The organism is Ruminiclostridium papyrosolvens C7 (genome assembly GCF_000421965.1).
In the GTDB taxonomy this organism is placed as follows: domain Bacteria; phylum Bacillota; class Clostridia; order Acetivibrionales; family DSM-1351; genus Ruminiclostridium; species Ruminiclostridium papyrosolvens_A.
Genome location: NZ_ATAY01000069.1, coordinates 1 through 20,184, shown reverse-complemented (window position 1 = coordinate 20,184; position 20,184 = coordinate 1). Strand labels below are relative to the sequence as shown.

Sequence of the window (20,184 nt, the reverse complement as noted above, 5' to 3'; positions counted from 1 at the left end):
TTATTTATGCGGGTTGCTATCTATTCAAGAAAAAGCAGGTTTACCGGGAGAGGAGAGAGTATAGAAAATCAGATTCAAATGTGCAAGGAATATGCCATAAACAATATTGGACTATCGGAAAACGAATTTGTAATTTTTGAAGATGAGGGGTTTTCAGGAGGGAATACAAACAGACCGGAGTTCAAGCAAATGATGCGGGAAGCACGGAGCAGAAAAATAGATATAGTAATTTGCTACAGGCTGGATCGTATAAGCAGAAACGTATCTGATTTTTCACAGTTGATAAATGAACTTGAAAAATATAACGTAAGCTTTATTTCTGTTAAGGAACAGTTTGATACAACAAAGCCAATGGGGAGGGCCATGATGTATATAGCATCGGTATTTTCCCAGCTGGAAAGAGAGACCATTGCAGAAAGAATCAGAGATAACATGCTGCAACTTGCAAAAACAGGAAGATGGCTTGGAGGTGTTACTCCCACAGGCTATAAATCCGAAATGTTGAATAAAAAGGACTTGTCTTTGAAGCAAACCAGAATTTTCAGGCTTAAAATTATACCTGAGGAAGCAGAGCTTGTAAAAGATATTTACGATAAATATATTATTTCCAAATCAATAACAAAGGTAGAAAAAAGCCTTCTTGAAAACAGGCTAACAACAAAAAACGGGGTGGATTTTTCTAGGTTCTCCCTGCGATTTTTACTTACAAATCCCGTTTATGCAATTGCTGATGAGACTTTATACCACTATTTATCCTCGCAAGGGTATGAGATATACTCAGATATAAAGGAATTCAACGGTGTTAACGGTCTTATGGCCTACAACAAAACAAGGCAGGGGAAGAACACACTAGGAGAAAAGTACAGAGATCCAAAGGATTGGGTAATAGCTGTAGGAATGCATCCGGGGATAATACCGTCAGGTAAATGGATAGAAGTTCAGAAATTGTTGCAAAGAAATAAAACAAAAGCCTATAGGAATGTTAAGAATACCAGTGCTCTGCTGTCGGGGATACTAAAATGTGAAAACTGCGGAAGCTATATGAGACCTAAAATAATGTCAAGGCTGGATTCTGAAGGGAAGAGGGTTTATTACTATATTTGTGAATTAAAGGAGAAAAGTAACAAAACACGCTGTGATACTCCAAATATTAATGGTAATCTATTGGACTCCTTAGTACTTGAAAGGCTAGTCAGCATCGTAAAAGACTATTATCCGGCAGTTGACCCCAGCTTATTGTTGACCCTGAATGATAACACACAGACTGCTCGAAATCCTGAAATCAAGCTGATAAAAGGCAAACTCACTGTAGCAGAAACAGAAATGGAGAACCTTATAAGACTTGCATCCAAACAAGCAGACGAAAAGGTACAATTATTGATATTAAAGCGTATGGAGAATATATCAAAAGACATTAATATATATGCAAACAGAATCAAACAGTTGGATGGTGTTCCTGAAAAGAAGGACATTGAAGAAGCCAACGAAGAAAAAATCATACAAATGCTGTCAAACCCTGGTTACTGCATTATGAATCTAATGGATATAAAGGAAAAGAGAGAGCTTTTAAAAAGTGCAATCGAACTTATTGCATGGGATGGCAGACAGGTAAAAGTTAGGCTTAAACGCAGTAAAATGTTACCGGAGTGTAAGGATTGCAAATGAGATTCTAATGCAAATCAGAGCATCCAAGAAAATTCAGAATGAGGTTTCTTTGCAAGACCCAATAGGTGTCGATAAAGAGGGAAATGAAATAACATTAATTGACCTAATCAGTAATGACTCCGAGTCCGTAGTTGATGAAGTTGAATTAAAAATGCAGGTTAAGAAGCTGTACAGTAAAATGAAAGGCACTTTGAAAAACAGAGAAAAGGTAGTCTTGGAATTAAGATATGGACTCCTTAACGGTTCAAGTAAAACCCAGAGAGAGATAGCTAAAATGTTGGGAATCTCCAGATCGTACGTATCAAGAATTGAAAAGAAAGCAATAAAGAAATTAAGTAAAGAGCTAAAACCGGAGGGCTGCCATTAATGGCAGCCTTTTGGATGTAACGACAGCAATAACCAAATATCATGGCTCAAATTGAAAATATAAGTTTGTATACTGGTTTTCAAAAGTTGCACATAATGGTTTTCAGAGTTAGAATATATGTGAAAAATGTCGAAAATTGATTACATTACAAAAGGCCGTGATAATACTTTGTATACCAAAAAGGATTTATTACGCCTCTTTTTTCCTGCTCTGACCGAACAGTTTCTTTCTACGGCAATAGGTGTAGTAAACACTATGATGGTTAGCGGATTAGGGGCATTTGCAGTATCAGCAGTAGGGATAGTAGATTCTATCAATTTTGTAGTTATGAATCTGTTTGTGGCTGTATCCACAGGTGCAACAGTTACTATAGCACAGCATTTGGGAGCATCAAACAGGAAAGACGCTTCAAAGACTGCGGCTCAGGCAATTACCGCTGTCCTTTTAATGTCTACAATAGCTGGACTTGGTCTCTACATATTTGGAAACCAAATAATAAATTTCCTTTTTGGAGATGCTGAAAACTCCGTTAAATTGGCTGCCAGAACATACATGATTTGTTCAGCTATATCGTATCCAATACTTGGATTCTTTGACGTATGTACGGGTATATTAAGGGCAAGTAATAATTTCAGGGCATCAATGTTTGCGGTTGTTGCATCAAATTTGGTTAATTTTTTTGGTGGGAGCCCTGTTGATTTTTGTATTTCATTTCGGAGTACTTGGAGCCGGAATTGGCTTGATTTGTGCCCGACTAACTGGAGCAATCATTGTGGGATATTCGTTATTTAAGTCACATCATTTGGATATTTTTCACGGCTCATTCAAAATAACTTCAAAAATATTAAAGCCTGTTTTATATATAGGACTTCCGGCAGGGATAGACAGTCTTGTCTTTAACGGAGGAAAGCTTCTGGTGCAAACAATAGTGGCATCCTTGGGAACCTCCGCACTTGCTGCGAATAGTATTGCAAGCTCTACAAACTCACTGCTGAACATACCAGGGAATGCAATAACAATAGTAGCCGTAACAGTTGTAGGCCACTATGCCGGAGCAGGATTAAAAGAAGATTTAAACAAGATTATAAAAAAGCTAATGGTTTATACAATGGTGCTACTGGGTGCTGTTTCTCTGGTATTCTTCCCGTTTGTACACCATTTTCTGAAACTTTATTCACCTGCACCTGATGTGGCAAGCCTTGCATTGCATATAACATATCTTACACTTATATGTATACCGGTTTTCTGGCCGGCGGCTTTTCTCCTGCCGGCATGTCTGAGAAGTACAAGGGATGTTGTATTTGTAACGGTCATTTCCATAATGAGCATGTGGGTTATAAGGGTTTTTGGGGGCTATATGTTAGTAAGGTTTACAGGCCTTGGACTTATGGGAATATGGATAGCATGGTGCTTTGACTGGTTAACAAGGGGAATTCCGTTTCTGGGACGAGTAGCTGCAAGGCGGTATGAAAAATATTTACCAAAAACAAATAGTGAGGTATCTTCTTAAAAAATCATTAAAAAGATTGATAAATACTTTTCAATGTGTTATACTAGCAAACGGCAAAATACACACGCATTTTTAAGTTAAGGTGTCGGACAGGTCCGATCAAACACGAATGCGGAGGTATTAACTTTAACGGAGGTGTTTATATTATGGCAGTTATTTCAATGAAACAACTATTGGAGGCAGGTGTTCACTTTGGTCATCAGACTAGAAGATGGAACCCTAAGATGGCAGAATATATCTTTACAGAGCGTAACGGTATATACATCATAGACCTTCAGAAAACAGTAAAAAAGGTTGACGATGCATACTTCTTCATCAGAGAAGTAGCTATGAACGGACAGGATGTATTGTTCGTTGGAACTAAGAAACAAGCACAGGATTCAATCAAGGAAGAAGCTGAAAGAAGCGGACAGTTCTTTGTAAACAACAGATGGTTGGGCGGAATGCTTACAAACTTCAAGACTATTACAAAGAGAATTAACAGATTGAACCAGCTGACTGCTATGGAAGCAGACGGAACTTTTGAAGTTCTTCCTAAGAAGGAAGTTAGCAAGCTGAAGAAGGAAATGGCTGATCTTGAAAAGAACCTTGGCGGAATCAAGAACATGAAGAAGCTTCCTGGTGCAATGTTTGTTGTTGACCCAAGGAAGGAAAGAAATGCTATTCTTGAAGCAAAGAGACTTGGTATCCCGGTTGTAGCTATTGTTGATACAAACTGTGATCCTGATGAAGTTGATTTTGTAATTCCTGGTAATGACGATGCAATCAGAGCTGTTAAGCTTATTGCTGCTAAAATGGCTGATGCTGTTATAGAAGGACGTCAGGGAGAACAACTTTCAGAAACTCCTGCTGAAACTGCTGAAGTTGCTGAAGAAGCACAAGAAGCTGTAGCAGCAGAATAATTTGATTAAAAAAGGGTATATTATCAGGCATAGCCTGATAATATCCTTATGTTTACAATAAAACGATAATTAAATATTAGTCTTATTTTAATATAGGATAATACGGTTTGGAGGATTCAAAGATGATTACTGCTGAAATGGTAAAGCAGCTCCGCGAAAGAACCGGAGCAGGAATGATGGACTGCAAAAGAGCACTCAATGATGCAAACGGAGATACTGAAAAAGCTATTGAATTGTTGAGAGAAAAGGGCCTATCTGCCGCAGCTAAGAAAGCTGGAAGAATTGCTGCTGAAGGTTTGGTTGAGGCATATATACATGGCGATGGAAGAATTGGTGTTCTTGTTGAAGTAAATATTGAAACAGATTTTGCTGCAAGAGGAGACGAATTCAAACAGTTCGTTAAGGATGTTGCAATGCAGATAGCTGCAAGCAAGCCTGAATATGTTAAGAAAGAAGATGTTCCTGCTTCAGTAATTGAAAGCGAAAAGGAAATATTAAGAGCTCAGGCAAGAAACGAAGGAAAACCTGAAAAGATTATAGATAAAATGGTTGAAGGCAGAATTGAAAAGTTCTACGCTGAAAACTGTTTGTTGGAACAATCATTTATAAAAGATCCAGATATGACAGTTGGACAGTTATTGACTGAAAAGATAGCTCATATCGGAGAAAATATTTCAATCAGAAGGTTTGCAAGATTTGAAAGAGGCGAAGGTATCGAAAAGAAAGATGAAAACTTTGCTGATGAAGTAATGAAACAAATAAATGGTTAATATAAAAGGGAACATATTTATTGTATGTTCCCTTTATTCGGGCCATTTTTGAAAAATTAACTCAAAATATGTAACAATTTTACTACAGATATGTATTCACCCAATGATTACATATATTACGAATTGAACGGGGGAAATATCCATGAGTGAACTAAAATATAAGAGAATAATGTTAAAAATAAGTGGAGAAGCACTTGCCGGTGATAAGGGACACGGTATCGATACCGATACAGTAAACGAGATATGTGACAGAATATCAGTAGTGCATAAAATGGGTGCTGAAATAGCTATTGTAGTAGGTGGAGGTAATTTCTGGAGAGGCAGAAGCGGAATAGGTATGGACAGAACAACTGCCGACCATATGGGAATGCTTGCAACAGTAATTAATTCTCTTGGATTGCAGGATGCACTTGAATCTAGAGATATTCCCGTCAGAGTTCAGACTGCAATTGAGATGAGGCAAATTGCTGAACCGTATGTAAGAAGAAAATCTGTAAGGCATCTTGAAAAGAAAAGAATAGTTATATTTGCTTGCGGAATGGGGAATCCTTATTTCTCAACCGACACAGCGGCAGCATTAAGAGCAGCCGAGATAGATGCGGAAGTAATATTAATGGCAAAGAATGTAGACGGAATTTATGATTCTGACCCGTCAAAGAATGCGAATGCTATAAAATACAACAAGCTTAGTTATCAGGAATATCTGAACAAAGGACTTTGTGCAATTGATCTGACAGCCGCTTCATTTTGTAAAGATAATGCAATTCCGACACTGGTTTTCGGCCTAAATGACCCGGATAACATAATAAGAGCTGTAAAAGGTGAAGAGATTGGTACTACAATATATTGAAATCCTTCATAAATAAATGTATTATATAATTATTAATTTAAGGAGGAGATTTATGGATAAGGAACTTTACAAGCCAATCGAAGAAAAAATGAAAAAAACCATAAATGTATTAAAGGACAATCTTGCTGGAATCAGAGCAGGAAGAGCGAATCCTGCAATATTGGATAAACTCACAATTGATTATTATGGTGCACCGACTCCTATTCAGCAGATTGCAACAGTGTCTGTACCTGAAGCCAGGGTTATTTTAATTCAGCCATGGGAAGCAAAACTGCTAAAAGACATTGAAAAGGAAATTCAAAAGTCTGATATAGGAATCAATCCTAACAATGACGGTAAGGTTATAAGGCTTGTTTTTCCTGCATTAACAGAAGAAAGACGTAAAGAACTTACAAAGCAGGCAAAAAAAGAAGGCGAAGAATCAAAAGTTGCCATAAGATCAATCAGAAGAGATTCTATTGAAAACATGAAGGCAAAGAAAAAGAGCGCCGAAATTACAGAAGATGATTTAAAGGATGCAGAAAAGGATATACAGAATCTTACTGACCGATATATTGCCGACATTGACAAGATTATTGAAGCTAAAGATAAGGAAATAATGGAGGTATAACTTAATTGGGTTATACGGAAATACATGAAAGCTATGGTTGTACAGGTGATGAAGAGGTTCAGATGACCTTTTTCTGTAACAGCCTGATTGGATATACAGTGGGAGATGCACTGAAAGCGGCCGGTGACAGAGGATATCCCATAGACGGTATTTTTATTTCATCGCCGCCTAAAATGAGTATTACTGAATATGATGATTCATTCAGAGTAATAAGAGTTAAGACTCTTAACAATAAAAGTTTAAATATACTTGTTTGCAAACCCCTCTAAATTGAGGGGTTATTTGCAATAATCATTACGTTTTTTATGCAAATACATATAAAAATAGGAGTTGGAAAATATATGGGGTTTTTTAACAAGATATTCCCCCACAAGAAATTAGACAATGATTTTCAATGTATTCCGCAGCATATAGCTATAATTCCTGACGGAAACGGAAGATGGGCAAAAAAGAGAGGCTTACCCAGAAACGTAGGACATCGAGAAGGCTCAATGACTCTTAAAAAGGTTGTCATTTATTGCTCGAAGGTCGGAGTTAAGCATTTAACCGTTTATGCTTTTTCCACAGAGAATTGGAAAAGGCCCCAAAGTGAAGTTGATGCACTTATGAACCTGCTTTTGGAATTTCTTCGCAATGCAGAAAGAGAACTGGACGGAAGTAATGTAGGAATAAAGGTTATCGGAGATATTAACGGACTTCCTGAGGAACTGCAAAATGAAATTGCCAGAGTTGAAAAGATGACCAGTGTAAATAATGGATTGAATTTAAATATTGCCCTTAACTATGGTTCAAGGTTTGAGATATTATACGCAGTTAAAAATATAGCTAGGAAAATTAAAGACGGAAAACTAACAATAAATGATATAGATGAAAATCAAATGGAGCAGCATTTGTATACAAAAGGTATACCTGAGCCGGATTTACTCATTAGAACCAGCGGTGAGCAGAGAATCAGTAATTATCTGCTATGGCAATGTGCGTATACAGAGTTCTGGTTTACCGATACACTATGGCCTGATGTGAACGAGAGTCATATTGCCGAGGCAATAAAAGCTTTTGAGAAAAGAAATCGTCGGTATGGTGGAATAGAAAATTAATCACACGGAACATGAATATAATTATTCATGTAGTGTTTTATAACATGGAGGGTTCTTATGGCAAGAACAAGAATAATAAGCGGACTGGTTGGATTGGTTTTATTAATTGGTGTACTGTATATGGGGTCTATCGTACTGGGAATCGCAGTAAGTATAATAGCTGCAATCGGTTTATATGAATTTTATAATTCCATATCCAAAACAAAAGGAATACATCCTATAAAAATAGTTGGATACCTGTCGATAATACCTTTAATTATTTTGGGACTTGAAAAGACAGGATGGTATAATATAGATATTGGCATTATGTTAGGGATATCCGTTTGCCTTATTATTTTTTTAAGTATGGCAGTTATTGTGTTTGGGCATAAGAAATACAATATAGTAGATGTCTGCGTAACTGCTTTTGGTATAGCATACATACCATTTCTCATGGGCTTTTTGATTATGCTTAGAAACCTGGAATACGGAAACATACTGATATGGCTGATTTTCATTGGTGCATGGGGTACAGACACACTTGCTTATACCTTCGGAAGATTATTTGGAAAAAGAAAAATCATACCTGAAATTAGTCCTAAAAAAACATTGGCAGGTGCAATAGGCGGAATACTAGGATGTATTTTACTTATGATAGCTTTTGTTATCATTGTTTATAACTTCTTTGGACTGAGTGTAAGTTATGTTGCATTGATTTTACTGGGACTATTCTGCGGAATTATATCACAGATAGGTGATTGGGCTGCATCCGCTATAAAAAGGTATGTAAATGTAAAAGATTTTGGAAATATAATGCCGGGACACGGTGGAGTACTTGACAGGTTTGACAGTATATTATTTGTTGCTCCTGTAATATATTACGTATTAGTTCTATTCATAAAATAATTAAGAGCTTTTCTTAGGTTACGGTGGTGTGACAATGGCGAAAATTATATCCATAATCGGTTCAACTGGTTCCATAGGCAGGCAAACTCTAGAGGCGGCAAAGAACCTTGGGGTTAAAGTTGCCGCATTATCAGCCAATTCAAATATAGAGCTTTTGGAGAAACAGGTGCGTGAATTCAAGCCTGATATTGTTTCGGTAGGGAATAATGAGTTGGCAAAAGAAATGTCATATAGATTGCAGGATACCGGAGTAGAAGTGCTATGGGGGCAGGACGGTATGAAAAGAGTTGTGGAGCACTCTGAAACTGATACTGTTGTTACTTCTGTAGTGGGGACAGCCGGTTTAATACCCACAATGCATGCTATCAGGCATAAAAAAAATATAGCACTTGCAAACAAGGAGACACTTGTTACTGCTGGACAGCTGGTGATGGAAGAGGCAAAAAGGAATAATGTAAAAATATTCCCGGTTGACAGTGAACACTCGGCTATATACCAGTGTCTTTTAGGAAATAAAGACAAGCAGGTAGAAAAAATAATAATAACTGCTTCGGGTGGCCCTTTTAGGGGTAAGAAAATAGAAGAGCTTAAAAATATAACACCTGCACAGGCATTAAAACATCCCAATTGGAGTATGGGAAACAAGATAACGATTGATTCCGCAACTCTTATGAACAAAGGACTTGAGGTAATCGAGGCAAAATGGCTGTTTCAGAGGGATTTGGACAGTATTCAGGTTTTGGTGCATCCTCAGAGCATAATACATTCAATGGTGCAATATGTGGATGGTTCGGTTATGGCACAACTTGGTTCGCCTGACATGAGGATACCGATACAGTTGGCATTAACCTACCCGGACAGATGCCAAAATGATTTTAAAAAGCTTGATTTTCTTAAATGTCCTCCTTTGACTTTTGAGGAACCAGACATAGATACCTTTAAATGTCTTCGTCTTGCATATATGTCATTGGAGATAGGTGGGACAATGCCTGCGGCTATGAATGCTGCCAATGAGATTGCAGTTGCAGCATTTCTGGATAATCGTATAGGCTTTACTGAAATTGCGGAAACAATAGAAAAAGTAATGCAAAGACATAATGTGAATATTTGTCCTTGCATGGATGATATAATAGAAGTAGACTGCTGGGCGAGGGAAACAGCAAAACAACTTATAATTTAAATTAATCTGCCGGTTTCGGCTTATGGAGGATTGTATGGGAATTTTACTGGCTATATTGGCCTTGAGCTTTTTAATAATAATTCATGAATTGGGTCACTTTTTAGTTGCAAAGGCATTCAATGTAAAAGTTAATGAATTTTCACTCTTTATGGGGCCTAAAATCTTCAGCTTTGTCAGAGGTGAAACAACTTACTCTTTAAGGCTGATTCCATTAGGCGGATATGTAAAAATGGAAGGAGAAGAAGAAGCTTCTGATGACGATAGGGCGTTTAACAGAAAACCGATTGGCGTAAGAGCTGCAATTATAGCAGCCGGGCCAATAATGAACATAATTATAGCAGTGGTATTTGCATTTATAATTATGGCTCACTCAGGTTTTTATACAAACCAGGTTAAGACAGTATTACCGGGTTCTGCTGGTGAGAAGGCCGGAATACAGGTCGGTGACGTTCTTGAAAAATATAATGGAAAAAATATATATCAGGTAAATGACCTTGAGATATTTGCTTACCCTCTTACCAACGAGAGCATAGACCTTCAGGTAAAAAGAAACGGTGAAAGTAAGACTGTTAGTTTTAAACCTGACAGAATGTCCGGGTATAAGCTTGGTTTTTCTCCTAAGGCTGAAAATGGCAGTGAATCCAATGTAGTTGCAAACGTAAGTAGCAAATCTCCAGCCTTTAAGGCCGGAGTTAAAGACGGAGACAGGATTGTAAAGCTTAACGGAACACCTGTTAATTCCCGTCAGGATATAGCAAATGCACTGGACAAGATAAAGTTGAATAACGTTACTATAACAGTCAACAGAAATGGTAAGGATATTGAATTGACTCCGGTAGTGCCTATGCAGGGTAAAAACCCTGAGTACTATGCAATAGGGGTTGACTTTAATCATACAAAAAGCGGAGTATTCGCAACTTTGGGTCAATCAGTGAAATATAATATATCAATTGCAAGATCAATATATTACTCAATCGGATGGTTATTTACAGGAACAGTTCCGGCAAGTGACCTTATGGGGCCTGTAGGAATAACTACTACCATAAAAGATGTAGTGCAACAGGGGCCGTCGGTAATGGATAAATTATTAAACCTCCTATCATTTACGGCTATGATCAGTCTGAACCTTGGGTTGGTAAACCTTATACCATTCCCGGCACTGGACGGAAGTAAGCTGGTACTTCTCCTTGTTGAGGGTATCCGTAAAAAACCTCTGAGTCCTGAGAGAGAAGCACTAATATCCATGATAGGCTTTGTATTCCTTATTATGCTAATGATATATGCAACGTTTAATGATATATTAAGAATAGGAAGAGGATAGGGTTTTAAATTGGAAGATTATATACAAAGAAAACAAACCAAAAAAATAAGAGTTGGAGATATCTTCATTGGAGGAGATTCTCCAATCTCCGTTCAATCCATGACCAATACTGATACAAGGGATGTTAAGGCCACTGTTGATCAGATTAAAAGGCTTGAAGAGGCCGGGTGTGATATAGTCCGATTGGCAATTCTTGACAATGAAGCTGCAACTGCCATAGGCGAGATAAAAAAGCTTGTAAAAATTCCTCTTGTTGCTGATATTCATTATGATTACAGACTTGCAGTAGAATGTATGAAAAACGGTGTTGACAAAATACGGCTCAATCCCGGCAATATCGGCGGTAATGACAGGGTCAGGATAGTAGCCGGCATGGCAAAGGAGAGAGGAATTCCTATCAGGATCGGTGTTAATTCCGGTTCGGTTGAGAAAGGAATTCTGGAAAAATTTGGAGGTGTAACAGCAGAAGGTATGGTGGAAAGTGCTTTGGCACATGTAGCTATGCTGGAAGATGTTGATTTTAATGACATAGCGATTTCCATTAAGGCCTCTAGTGTACCAATGACAATAGCTGCTTACAGGCTACTCTCAGAGAAATGTTCATATCCCTTACATGTTGGAGTTACAGAAGCAGGTACAGTATATAAAGGGACTATAAAATCCGCAGTTGGGATAGGTTGTCTTCTTGCGGAGGGTATAGGTGATACTATCAGGGTTTCATTAACAGGAGACCCGGTTGAAGAGATAAAAGCAGGAAAACAGATACTGAAGTCTCTGGGATTGTTAAAAGAAGGCGTAGAGGTTGTTTCATGTCCCACCTGCGGGAGGACTCAGGTTAATCTTATAGATATAGCAAACAGCATAGAACCTTTGCTGGAAAAATTAAATAAAAACATCAAGGTAGCAATTATGGGATGTGCCGTAAACGGACCCGGAGAAGCTAAAGATGCCGATATAGGTATTGCAGGCGGTGTAAATGAGGTTTTGCTATTTAAAAAGGGTCGTATAATCAGAAAAATTCCTCAGGAAAACGTTGTTGAGGAATTAATAAAAGAGATAAGTCAGATGTAGTTTGGTGCCAATAAAAAACAGATATATAAAATATAAGGCACAAATGATTTAGATAAAATGGGGTCAAGCTATGGACAGTACGAATAATACAAATAGATTTTTATGTGATTTATTCCCCGGTGAAATGGATTTTGACGGGGAATTTTCTACTCTAAAGCAATTAAAAGTAGAAAGAATGAGTGTTTTTATAAAGGCAAGCAAGATTGAAATACATACTATAAGTCCGGATATTGTAAGCATCGCTCTTATTATGAAAGCAGAAGAATGTCTCAAGCAAAAGCTTGGAGCACCAAATCTCACTATAAAAGTAAGGTGCAGCAGGAATTTCAGCATTGAGGAGTACTTTTGTACTATGTGGAATGAGCTTATCCAGATGCTTACATCAAAGGTAGCGTTGTGCAGAGGTATACTCCCCGGCTCTAAATATGAGATTTCAGGTAACAAAATAATAATAAACCTGCTTACAACAGGGTCTGATATCTTAAAAGCACAAAACTGCCATTCAATGTTAGAACAGCATATCAAGGATACAATAGGCCAAAATGTAAAGGTTGAATTTTGTGATATCCATGTTGACCATGCCAAAATTGAGGAGTATGTTGCAGAAAAAGTTAAGAACGAGGCAAGAGTAGTGAGTTCCGCCATAACTGCTCCGCCTGCAGATCAGAAACAGAAAAAACAAGATTTCAGATCTTCCGGGTCGGGAGAAATGCCTGTAAGGGGAGTTATAGCAGGAAAGCCTTTTACTGACAGTATTATGAAGATATCCGAAGTAACGCCCGATTCAGGTAAGGTCGCCATAGCAGGTGAAGTTTTTAAAACAGAATCCCGGGAAATCAGAGGCGGAAAATTCATTTACATATTTGATGTTACAGATTACACCAGTTCTGTTACTGTAAAAATGTTTGTTGAAAAGAAGGATTTCGCTAATATATCAGAGCGAATAACGGAAGGGGTTTGTTTACGTATACGTGGAGATGCCCAGTATGATAAATTCTCTAAAGAACTTGCTATAATGGCATTTGACATAACTGAAACGGAAAAAGAGATAAGGCACGACGATGCTGAAGAAAAGCGGGTTGAACTTCACCTGCATACTCAAATGAGTTCAATGGACGGAGTAACCGCAGTAAAAGATCTGGTAAAACGTGCTGCCCAATGGGGACATAAGGCAATAGCCATTACTGACCACGGTATAGTTCAGGCATATCCTGATGCGTACGCTGCATCAAAGAAAAACAATATTAAGGTTATTTACGGACTTGAGTGTTACCTTCTGGATGATAGTGTACCTATAGTATATGATATGAAAGAACATTCTCTGGAAGATGATTTTGTAGTATTTGACATAGAAACAACAGGCTTAAATCCTCATCAGGACAGAATTACCGAAATTGGGGCAGTCAAGGTTAGAAACGGTCAGATTGTTGACAGGTTCAGCGCCTTTGTTAATCCTGAGGTTTCAATTCCAAGCTTTATAGTTAAACTGACAGGTATCACAGATGATATGGTAAAGGACGCACCTCCTATTGAACAAGTTTTGAATGAATTCATGGAATTTATCCAAGGGAGTGTTCTCGTTGCCCACAATGCAAACTTTGATGTGGGATTTATAAAGCAAAATGCAAAATTAATGGGTGAAAAGGTTAAAAACCCATATATAGATACATTAGAGCTTTGCAGAAAAATGTTTCCTGAGCTTGGCAGGTACAAGCTCAACATAGTTGCAAAGCATTTGAAAATTGAATTGGAAAATCATCACAGAGCAGTTGATGATTCAATGGCTACGGCTAAAATATTTATGCATTGTATAAACATACTTAAAGAAAAAGGCTGCCAAAGCATAAAGGATATACAGAATGCATTTGACGGGGAGGTAAACCTTAAAGCCAGTTCCTATCATGCCATTATTTTGGTAAAGAACAAGGTGGGCCTTAAAAATCTGTATAAAATAGTTTCTCAATCCCACTTAAAGTACTTCTACAAAAAGCCCAGAGTACCTAAAAAACTTCTGATGGAATACAGAGAGGGACTTATTCTGGGAAGTGCATGTGAAGCAGGGGAGCTATACAGAGCTATACTAAACAACAAAAGTGAAGATGAGATATCTAAAATAGTCCGTTTTTACGATTATCTTGAAATACAGCCCTTGGGAAATAACCAATTTTTGATAAATAATGGAAAAGTTTCATCCCAAGAAGAATTAAAGAAAATAAATAAAAAAATCATCAGACTTGGAGAACGGCATAGAAAGCCGGTGGTTGCCACCTGTGACGTTCACTTTATGGATCCAAGGGATGAGGTGTTCCGAAGAATACTAATGGCAGGACAAGGGTACACCGACGCAGACAATCAAGCACCGCTTTATTTAAGAACAACCGACGAAATGCTTGAGGAGTTCAGCTACCTTGGTGAGGAAAAAGCCCGGGAAGTGGTTATAGAAAACACAAATCTTATAGCCGATATGATTGAGAGTATCGCCCCGGTGCTTGAGGGGACTTATCCCCCAAATATAGAGGGTGCGGAGCAGGATATAGAAAATATGGCTATGACCCGTGCAAAAGAAATTTATGGGGAAGAATTGCCGGAGGTTGTGGCACAGAGACTTGAAAAAGAATTGAATTCCATCATAAAAAATGGGTTTGCTGTTATGTACCTCATAGCACAAAAGCTGGTTTCCAAGTCCCTGGGTGACGGATATCTGGTTGGTTCAAGAGGATCTGTCGGATCGTCTTTTGTAGCAAATATGTCGGGTATAACTGAAGTTAATTCTTTGCAGCCTCACTATGTATGTGAGAAGTGCAAATATTCGGAATTCGTTCTTGACGGTACCTATGACTGCGGATTTGATATGCCTGAAAAGGACTGTCCCAATTGCGGCAACAAGCTTAAAAAAGACGGCTATGATATTCCGTTTGAAACATTCCTTGGCTTTGACGGTGACAAGGAGCCTGATATTGACTTGAACTTCTCAGGGGATTATCAGCCTGTGGCGCACAAATATACAGAGGAACTATTTGGAGAGGGTTATGTATTCAGAGCCGGTACTATAGCGTCAGTTGCCGAAAAAACCGCATACGGATATGTTAAGAATTATCTGGATGAAAGAGGAATAGTGGTAACAAATTCTGAAATAAACAGATTGGTAAAAGGCTGTACAGGTATAAAGAGAACTACGGGACAGCATCCCGGCGGAATAATGATAGTACCTAAGGATAAGGAGATATTTGATTTTTCGCCAATACAGCGGCCTGCGGACGATACGCAGTCTAATATAGTAACCACACACTTTGACTACCACTTTCTTCATGGTAGTATACTAAAGCTCGATATTCTGGGCCATGATGATCCTACGGTAATCAGAATGCTTGAGGATTTAACAGGAGTGGATGCCACAACAATCCCCATAGGCGAAGAAAAAACCATGAGTTTGTTCAGCTCCACTGAAGCGCTTGGCGTGAAGCCCGAAGATATAGGAAGTGAAACAGGAACATTTGCTATTCCTGAGTTTGGAACAAAGTTTGTAAGACAAATGCTTCTTGACACCAAACCCCAATCCTTTTCAGAATTGATTAGGATATCAGGTCTTTCACACGGTACCGACGTTTGGCTTAATAACGCTCAGGACTTAATCAGGGACGGAATTACTACTCTATCCCAGAGTATATGCTGCCGTGACGATATCATGATTTACCTGATGCATGCAGGACTCCCGCCAAAGACTGCCTTCAAGATAATGGAGGATGTACGTAAGGGCAAAGGTGTCAAGGACGAGTATGAAGCCATAATGAAAGAAAATAACGTTCCAGATTGGTATATTCAATCATGTAAAAAAATAAAGTACATGTTCCCCAAGGCCCATGCCGCTGCGTACGTTATGATGGCATTCAGAATAGCCTGGTTCAAGGTATATTATCCTGAAGCCTTCTATGCAACGTACTTTACGGTAAGAGCCGATGATTTTGATGCTGAAATGATGGCTCACGGTCAGGACAAGGTGAGGAATAAAATAAAGGAATTTGAAATGAAAGGTAATAATATTACCACGAAAGAGAAAAATGTCCTTACAATACTCGAAGTTGTAAATGAGATGTACGCAAGAGGAATAAACTTCCTCCCGATAGATTTGTACCTTTCAGAGGCAAGTAAATTCAAAATTGAAGATAAAGGAATAAGGCCGCCTTTGAATGCGCTTCAGGGACTGGGAGGAGCCGCGGCGCAGAACATTGTTGAAGCCCGCAAAAATGGTGAATTTCTGTCAATTGACGAGCTTAGGACCAAGGCGAAAATCAGTAAATCGGTTATTGAAATACTGGAAAGAAATAACGTACTTGAAGGAATGCCGGAGAGTAACCAGCTTTGTTTATTTTAATAAAACAATTACGAAAAAGTACCTTAAATAGTAGCAATTTTTTATAAAACAGCAATAAATTGTTGATAATTAGAAATAATAGTGATATAATACACTAGGATAGAGGTTTAATAGACTTGACTACCGAGAGTGGGAAATCCCACTCTTTATTGTTTATCCGAACTCTATTGGGTCTTAAAAAGAGTATAACTGGGTAAACTTATAATAAGGGCAGTAAGCTGTCTGGTTCATGTTAAAATTATTACAAGGGCACTTATAGTGCCTACGTTTTTGTGTTTCGAAAATTTGTGCCATAAAAAGAGTAAAAGGCAAAACTGAACCGGTCTTTAAACCCTAACTACGGAGGCAGAAAAAAACATGAAGAAAAATATTCAGCAAACTGTAACAGAGCTTGTATCACCGGTAGTAGAAAATTTAAACTATGAGTTGGTGGATGTTGAGTATGTTAAAGAAGGTGCCAACTGGTACCTGAGAGTTTATATCGACAAGCCCGGCGGCATCAGTATTGATGATTGTCAGGCAGTAAGCGAACAGATAAGTGATTTACTTGACAAAAACGATCCTATTGATCAGAGCTATTATTTAGAGGTATCTTCACCAGGCCTTGACAGACCATTGAAAACAGAGAAAGACTTTACTAAATATAAGGGCGAACTTGTTGAAGTAAAGGTTTTTCAACCTATAGACGGCAAAAAAATATTTGAAGGCGAATTGGTTGGCTTAAAGGATAATTTTATTGTAATTAACCAGGATGGTCACGATATCCAGTTTGAAAGAGATAAGGTTGCTATAGTAAAAAGGGTCATTAAATTTTAAATATTTGATTAGTAAACGGAGGTTGACAAGAAGATGAGCGCTGAGTTGATATTAGCTCTTGAACAGCTGGAAAAAGAAAAGGGAATTAAGAAGGAAATAATTATTGAGGCTATTGAAGCTGCACTTATTTCTGCATATAAGAAAAACTTTGGTTCAGCAATGAATGTTAAAGTAAATATAGATAGAGTAACAGGTGATGTAAAAGTGTTTGCACTCAGGAAAATTGCTGAAGACCCTGATGTCGAGGCAATGGACATATCTGTTGGGGAGGCTGCAATACTTAATCCTACACTAGAAATAGGGGATTACGTTGAATCGGAAGTAACTCCAAGATCCTTTGGCAGAATAGCTGCCCAGACTGCTAAACAGGTAGTTGTTCAAAAACTGAGAGAAGCGGAAAGAGGAATAATATACGATGAGTTCTACAATAAGGAAAGCGACATTGTAACGGGAATAATTCAAAGAATAGAAAAGAGAAATGTAATAGTAGACCTTGGCAAAACCGAAGCCGTTCTTGGACCTACTGAGCAGACTCCCGGTGAGGAATACAGGTTTAATGAACGTTTGAAGTCGTATATTGTAGAAGTTAAAAAGACTACAAAAGGTCCTCAGATTATGATTTCGAGAACACATCCGGGCCTTGTAAAAAGGCTTTTTGAATTAGAAGTTCCTGAAATACATGATGGTACTGTTGAGATAAAGAGTATTTCAAGAGAGCCGGGTTCAAGGACTAAGATAGCCGTGTACTCAAAGGATGAAAATGTAGACCCTGTTGGAGCTTGTGTAGGACAAAAGGGTACCAGAGTTCAGGCTATAGTTGATGAGCTCAGAGGCGAAAAAATTGATATCATTAAATGGAGTAACGATCCAAGAGATTATATATCCAGCAGTTTAAGTCCCGCTAAGGTTGTAAGGGTAGACGTGGACGAAAATGAGAAATCTGCAAAAGTTGTGGTTCCTGACTATCAGCTTTCATTAGCAATAGGAAAGGAAGGCCAGAATGCAAGACTTGCCGCAAAGCTTACCGGCTGGAAGATTGATATAAAGAGCGAATCCCAGCTGAGACAGTCAATTGAGAAACAACTGTTTGATGACAGCATAAACAGCGGGTTTTTGGATGAAACAGATGCAGACAGTATAAATTACGATAATGATGGCCATGAAGATAATATAATTGAATGACCCTTTACCACCTTTGGGAAGAATTGAGATATTAAATTAAAATATGGAAGGTGTGGATGGATGAAGCAAAAAAAGATTCCATTGCGTATGTGCCTTGGCTGTAAGGAAATGAAGTCAAAGAGGGAACTAATACGCGTGGTAAAAAATAATGAGGGAGAAATCAGTATTGATCTCGTTGGTAAAAAGCCTGGCAGGGGTGCATACATATGCAGAAGTGCCGATTGTCTTGAACAGGCAATTAAGGCTAAAAGACTGGAAAAGGCTTTTGAGACTACAATTGACATGGACATTTATCATATTCTGAAAAACCAATTGGAGGAAAACGATGGATAAGGTTTATTCCTTATTAGGGCTTGCAAAGAAAGCAGGTCAGCTGTTATCGGGTGATGAAACCTGTGAAAGGACAATAAAGTCCGGAAAGGCTGAACTTGTTGTTGTTGCAAATGATGCTTCTGAAAACACGAAGGACAAATTTAAAAGTATGTGTAATTACCGCTCTGTTCCGTACAGGGAGTACGGACTAAAACTTGAACTTGGCAAGTATACTGGTAAAGAAATAAGAGCGGTAGTTTCAATTATATCAAAAGATTTTAAAAATGGCCTTCTTAAATTAATAGATAATTCAACAAACGAAACAGGGGGTGAAGGTTTTGGAAAAAGCTAGAATATACGAGCTTGCCAAAGAACTTAATACTACAAGTAAAAGGTTAATGGAAAAGCTTGCTGAGATAAATGTAAACGTCAAAAATCATATGAGCCTTCTTGAACCTCATGAATTAGATGCACTATATAAGCATATAGGTGTTATAAGACATGATGATAAAAAAAATGAGGTTGGAGAAAAGAAAACTGTAGCAGAAAGTACTAATACAGTTGCAGAAAAGAAGAAAGAAGTAAAAAAAGAAGTAAAGAAAGATAATAAGAGTGCACCAAGAATTATCAGAACGACTGAAATAATTCTTGATAGTAAAACAGATGATTCGTCGCAGTCTAACAATTTTTCAAAGAATGAAACAAAAAATGTCCAAAAGAAAAATTACAGAAATGATTATGTCAAAGTGGAATCAAGTACATCAGGTTTAAGACCCGGATTTGTAAGGGATGTTAAACAGGATTTTAAAAATAAACAGAATTCGGCAGGCAATAGGAATGAAGCCCAAAAGATAGTGCCAAAGGAAGCGCCGGCACCAAAAGAAGAAATTTTAAATAATTCAAAAATAAATCAGGACATTCATAAAGAGGAAAAAATTGTGGCGGATAACAAGGGAAATGAATCTAAAGTATTAAATGATAGCTCAAATAAGGAATCAGCACAGTTAAACAATAAGGTTGCTGCCGCTGAAAAAGAAGGGCAAAAAAGCATTAGTAAGCCTGAGAGTGCTCAACCATCTGCACAGCCAGAGATTAAGCCACAGCAGAGCGTTGGTACCAAGAAGCCGGAAGAGACGGGATCATCCGGTAACGAAGAATCTCATGGTAAAACTGAAAAACAGGTGACTGCTCAAAATGGCAATTCATCTGTAAACAACGTTCCGGTAACGGAGAGACCTGTTCAAAGGACAGACAGACCGCAGGGACATTACAAC

At 38.0% G+C, this 20,184-nt stretch carries 19 protein-coding genes and 1 pseudogene; all 20 read left to right on the top strand.

Features of this window, described 5'->3' with window-relative positions:
• The first annotated feature begins 6 nt into the window (after positions 1 to 6).
• Entirely contained in the window at positions 7 to 1,665 is a 1,659-nt protein-coding gene (locus L323_RS34725; RefSeq protein WP_020816279.1) for a recombinase family protein, read from the top strand.
• Positions 1,655 to 2,032 (top strand): annotated as a pseudogene (locus tag L323_RS34720) (sigma-70 family RNA polymerase sigma factor); the annotation flags it as partial. The gene L323_RS34725 and the pseudogene L323_RS34720, both read left to right, overlap by 11 nt.
• Before the next feature lie 126 nt (positions 2,033 to 2,158).
• Complete coding sequence (locus tag L323_RS41755) at positions 2,159 to 2,824, top strand: MATE family efflux transporter (RefSeq protein ID WP_242835307.1); 666 nt, start codon at positions 2,159 to 2,161, stop codon at positions 2,822 to 2,824.
• Entirely contained in the window at positions 2,805 to 3,542 is a 738-nt protein-coding gene (locus L323_RS41750) for an MATE family efflux transporter (protein WP_242835306.1), read from the top strand. The genes L323_RS41755 and L323_RS41750 overlap by 20 nt, the downstream gene beginning before the upstream one ends.
• 146 nt (positions 3,543 to 3,688) lie before the next feature.
• Entirely contained in the window at positions 3,689 to 4,444 is a 756-nt protein-coding gene (gene rpsB, locus L323_RS34710; protein WP_020816277.1) for a 30S ribosomal protein S2, read from the top strand.
• Between the two features lie 122 nt (positions 4,445 to 4,566).
• Positions 4,567 to 5,214 carry a translation elongation factor Ts gene (tsf, locus tag L323_RS34705; RefSeq protein WP_020816276.1) on the top strand — a complete coding sequence of 216 codons (648 nt, stop codon included), beginning with the start codon at positions 4,567 to 4,569 and terminating at the stop codon, positions 5,212 to 5,214.
• Positions 5,215 to 5,356: 142 nt separating this feature from the next.
• Positions 5,357 to 6,064 carry a UMP kinase gene (pyrH, locus tag L323_RS34700; RefSeq protein WP_020816275.1) on the top strand — a complete coding sequence of 236 codons (708 nt, stop codon included), beginning with the start codon at positions 5,357 to 5,359 and terminating at the stop codon, positions 6,062 to 6,064.
• Positions 6,065 to 6,116: 52 nt separating this feature from the next.
• Positions 6,117 to 6,674: a ribosome recycling factor gene (gene frr / locus L323_RS34695; RefSeq protein ID WP_020816274.1), complete on the top strand. Its 558-nt coding sequence runs from the start codon at positions 6,117 to 6,119 to the stop codon at positions 6,672 to 6,674.
• A 5-nt stretch (positions 6,675 to 6,679) separates the two neighbouring features.
• Positions 6,680 to 6,943: a hypothetical protein gene (locus tag L323_RS34690; RefSeq protein WP_020816273.1), complete on the top strand. Its 264-nt coding sequence runs from the start codon at positions 6,680 to 6,682 to the stop codon at positions 6,941 to 6,943.
• Between the two features lie 72 nt (positions 6,944 to 7,015).
• Complete coding sequence (locus L323_RS34685; RefSeq protein ID WP_020816272.1) at positions 7,016 to 7,771, top strand: isoprenyl transferase; 756 nt, start codon at positions 7,016 to 7,018, stop codon at positions 7,769 to 7,771.
• 57 nt (positions 7,772 to 7,828) lie between these two features.
• Complete coding sequence (locus tag L323_RS34680) at positions 7,829 to 8,656, top strand: phosphatidate cytidylyltransferase (protein WP_020816271.1); 828 nt, start codon at positions 7,829 to 7,831, stop codon at positions 8,654 to 8,656.
• Between the two features lie 34 nt (positions 8,657 to 8,690).
• Positions 8,691 to 9,836 (top strand): 1-deoxy-D-xylulose-5-phosphate reductoisomerase, encoded by a 1,146-nt coding sequence (locus L323_RS34675; RefSeq protein ID WP_020816270.1) that lies wholly within the window; start codon positions 8,691 to 8,693, stop codon positions 9,834 to 9,836.
• 34 nt (positions 9,837 to 9,870) lie between these two features.
• Positions 9,871 to 11,157: an RIP metalloprotease RseP gene (gene rseP, locus L323_RS34670; protein ID WP_020816269.1), complete on the top strand. Its 1,287-nt coding sequence runs from the start codon at positions 9,871 to 9,873 to the stop codon at positions 11,155 to 11,157.
• Between the two features lie 9 nt (positions 11,158 to 11,166).
• Positions 11,167 to 12,228 (top strand): flavodoxin-dependent (E)-4-hydroxy-3-methylbut-2-enyl-diphosphate synthase, encoded by a 1,062-nt coding sequence (gene ispG / locus L323_RS34665; protein ID WP_020816268.1) that lies wholly within the window; start codon positions 11,167 to 11,169, stop codon positions 12,226 to 12,228.
• A 70-nt stretch (positions 12,229 to 12,298) separates the two neighbouring features.
• Positions 12,299 to 16,600 carry a PolC-type DNA polymerase III gene (locus L323_RS34660; protein WP_020816267.1) on the top strand — a complete coding sequence of 1,434 codons (4,302 nt, stop codon included), beginning with the start codon at positions 12,299 to 12,301 and terminating at the stop codon, positions 16,598 to 16,600.
• 357 nt (positions 16,601 to 16,957) lie between these two features.
• Positions 16,958 to 17,416, top strand: coding sequence for a ribosome maturation factor RimP (gene rimP / locus L323_RS34655; RefSeq protein WP_020816266.1), 459 nt, complete (start codon positions 16,958 to 16,960; stop codon positions 17,414 to 17,416).
• Between the two features lie 33 nt (positions 17,417 to 17,449).
• Positions 17,450 to 18,598, top strand: a complete 1,149-nt coding sequence (nusA, locus tag L323_RS34650; RefSeq protein ID WP_020816265.1) for a transcription termination factor NusA — start codon at positions 17,450 to 17,452, stop codon at positions 18,596 to 18,598.
• A gap of 60 nt (positions 18,599 to 18,658) precedes the next feature.
• On the top strand, positions 18,659 to 18,931 hold the full coding sequence (rnpM, locus tag L323_RS34645; RefSeq protein WP_020816264.1) for an RNase P modulator RnpM: 273 nt from the start codon (positions 18,659 to 18,661) through the stop codon (positions 18,929 to 18,931).
• Positions 18,924 to 19,262, top strand: a complete 339-nt coding sequence (locus L323_RS34640) for a L7Ae/L30e/S12e/Gadd45 family ribosomal protein (protein ID WP_020816263.1) — start codon at positions 18,924 to 18,926, stop codon at positions 19,260 to 19,262. Before rnpM ends, L323_RS34640 begins: the two co-directional genes overlap by 8 nt.
• Positions 19,249 to 20,184, top strand: a 936-nt coding sequence (locus tag L323_RS0120940; RefSeq protein WP_031342256.1) for a translation initiation factor IF-2 N-terminal domain-containing protein, incomplete at its 3' end; no start/stop codon positions are given. The genes L323_RS34640 and L323_RS0120940, both read left to right, overlap by 14 nt.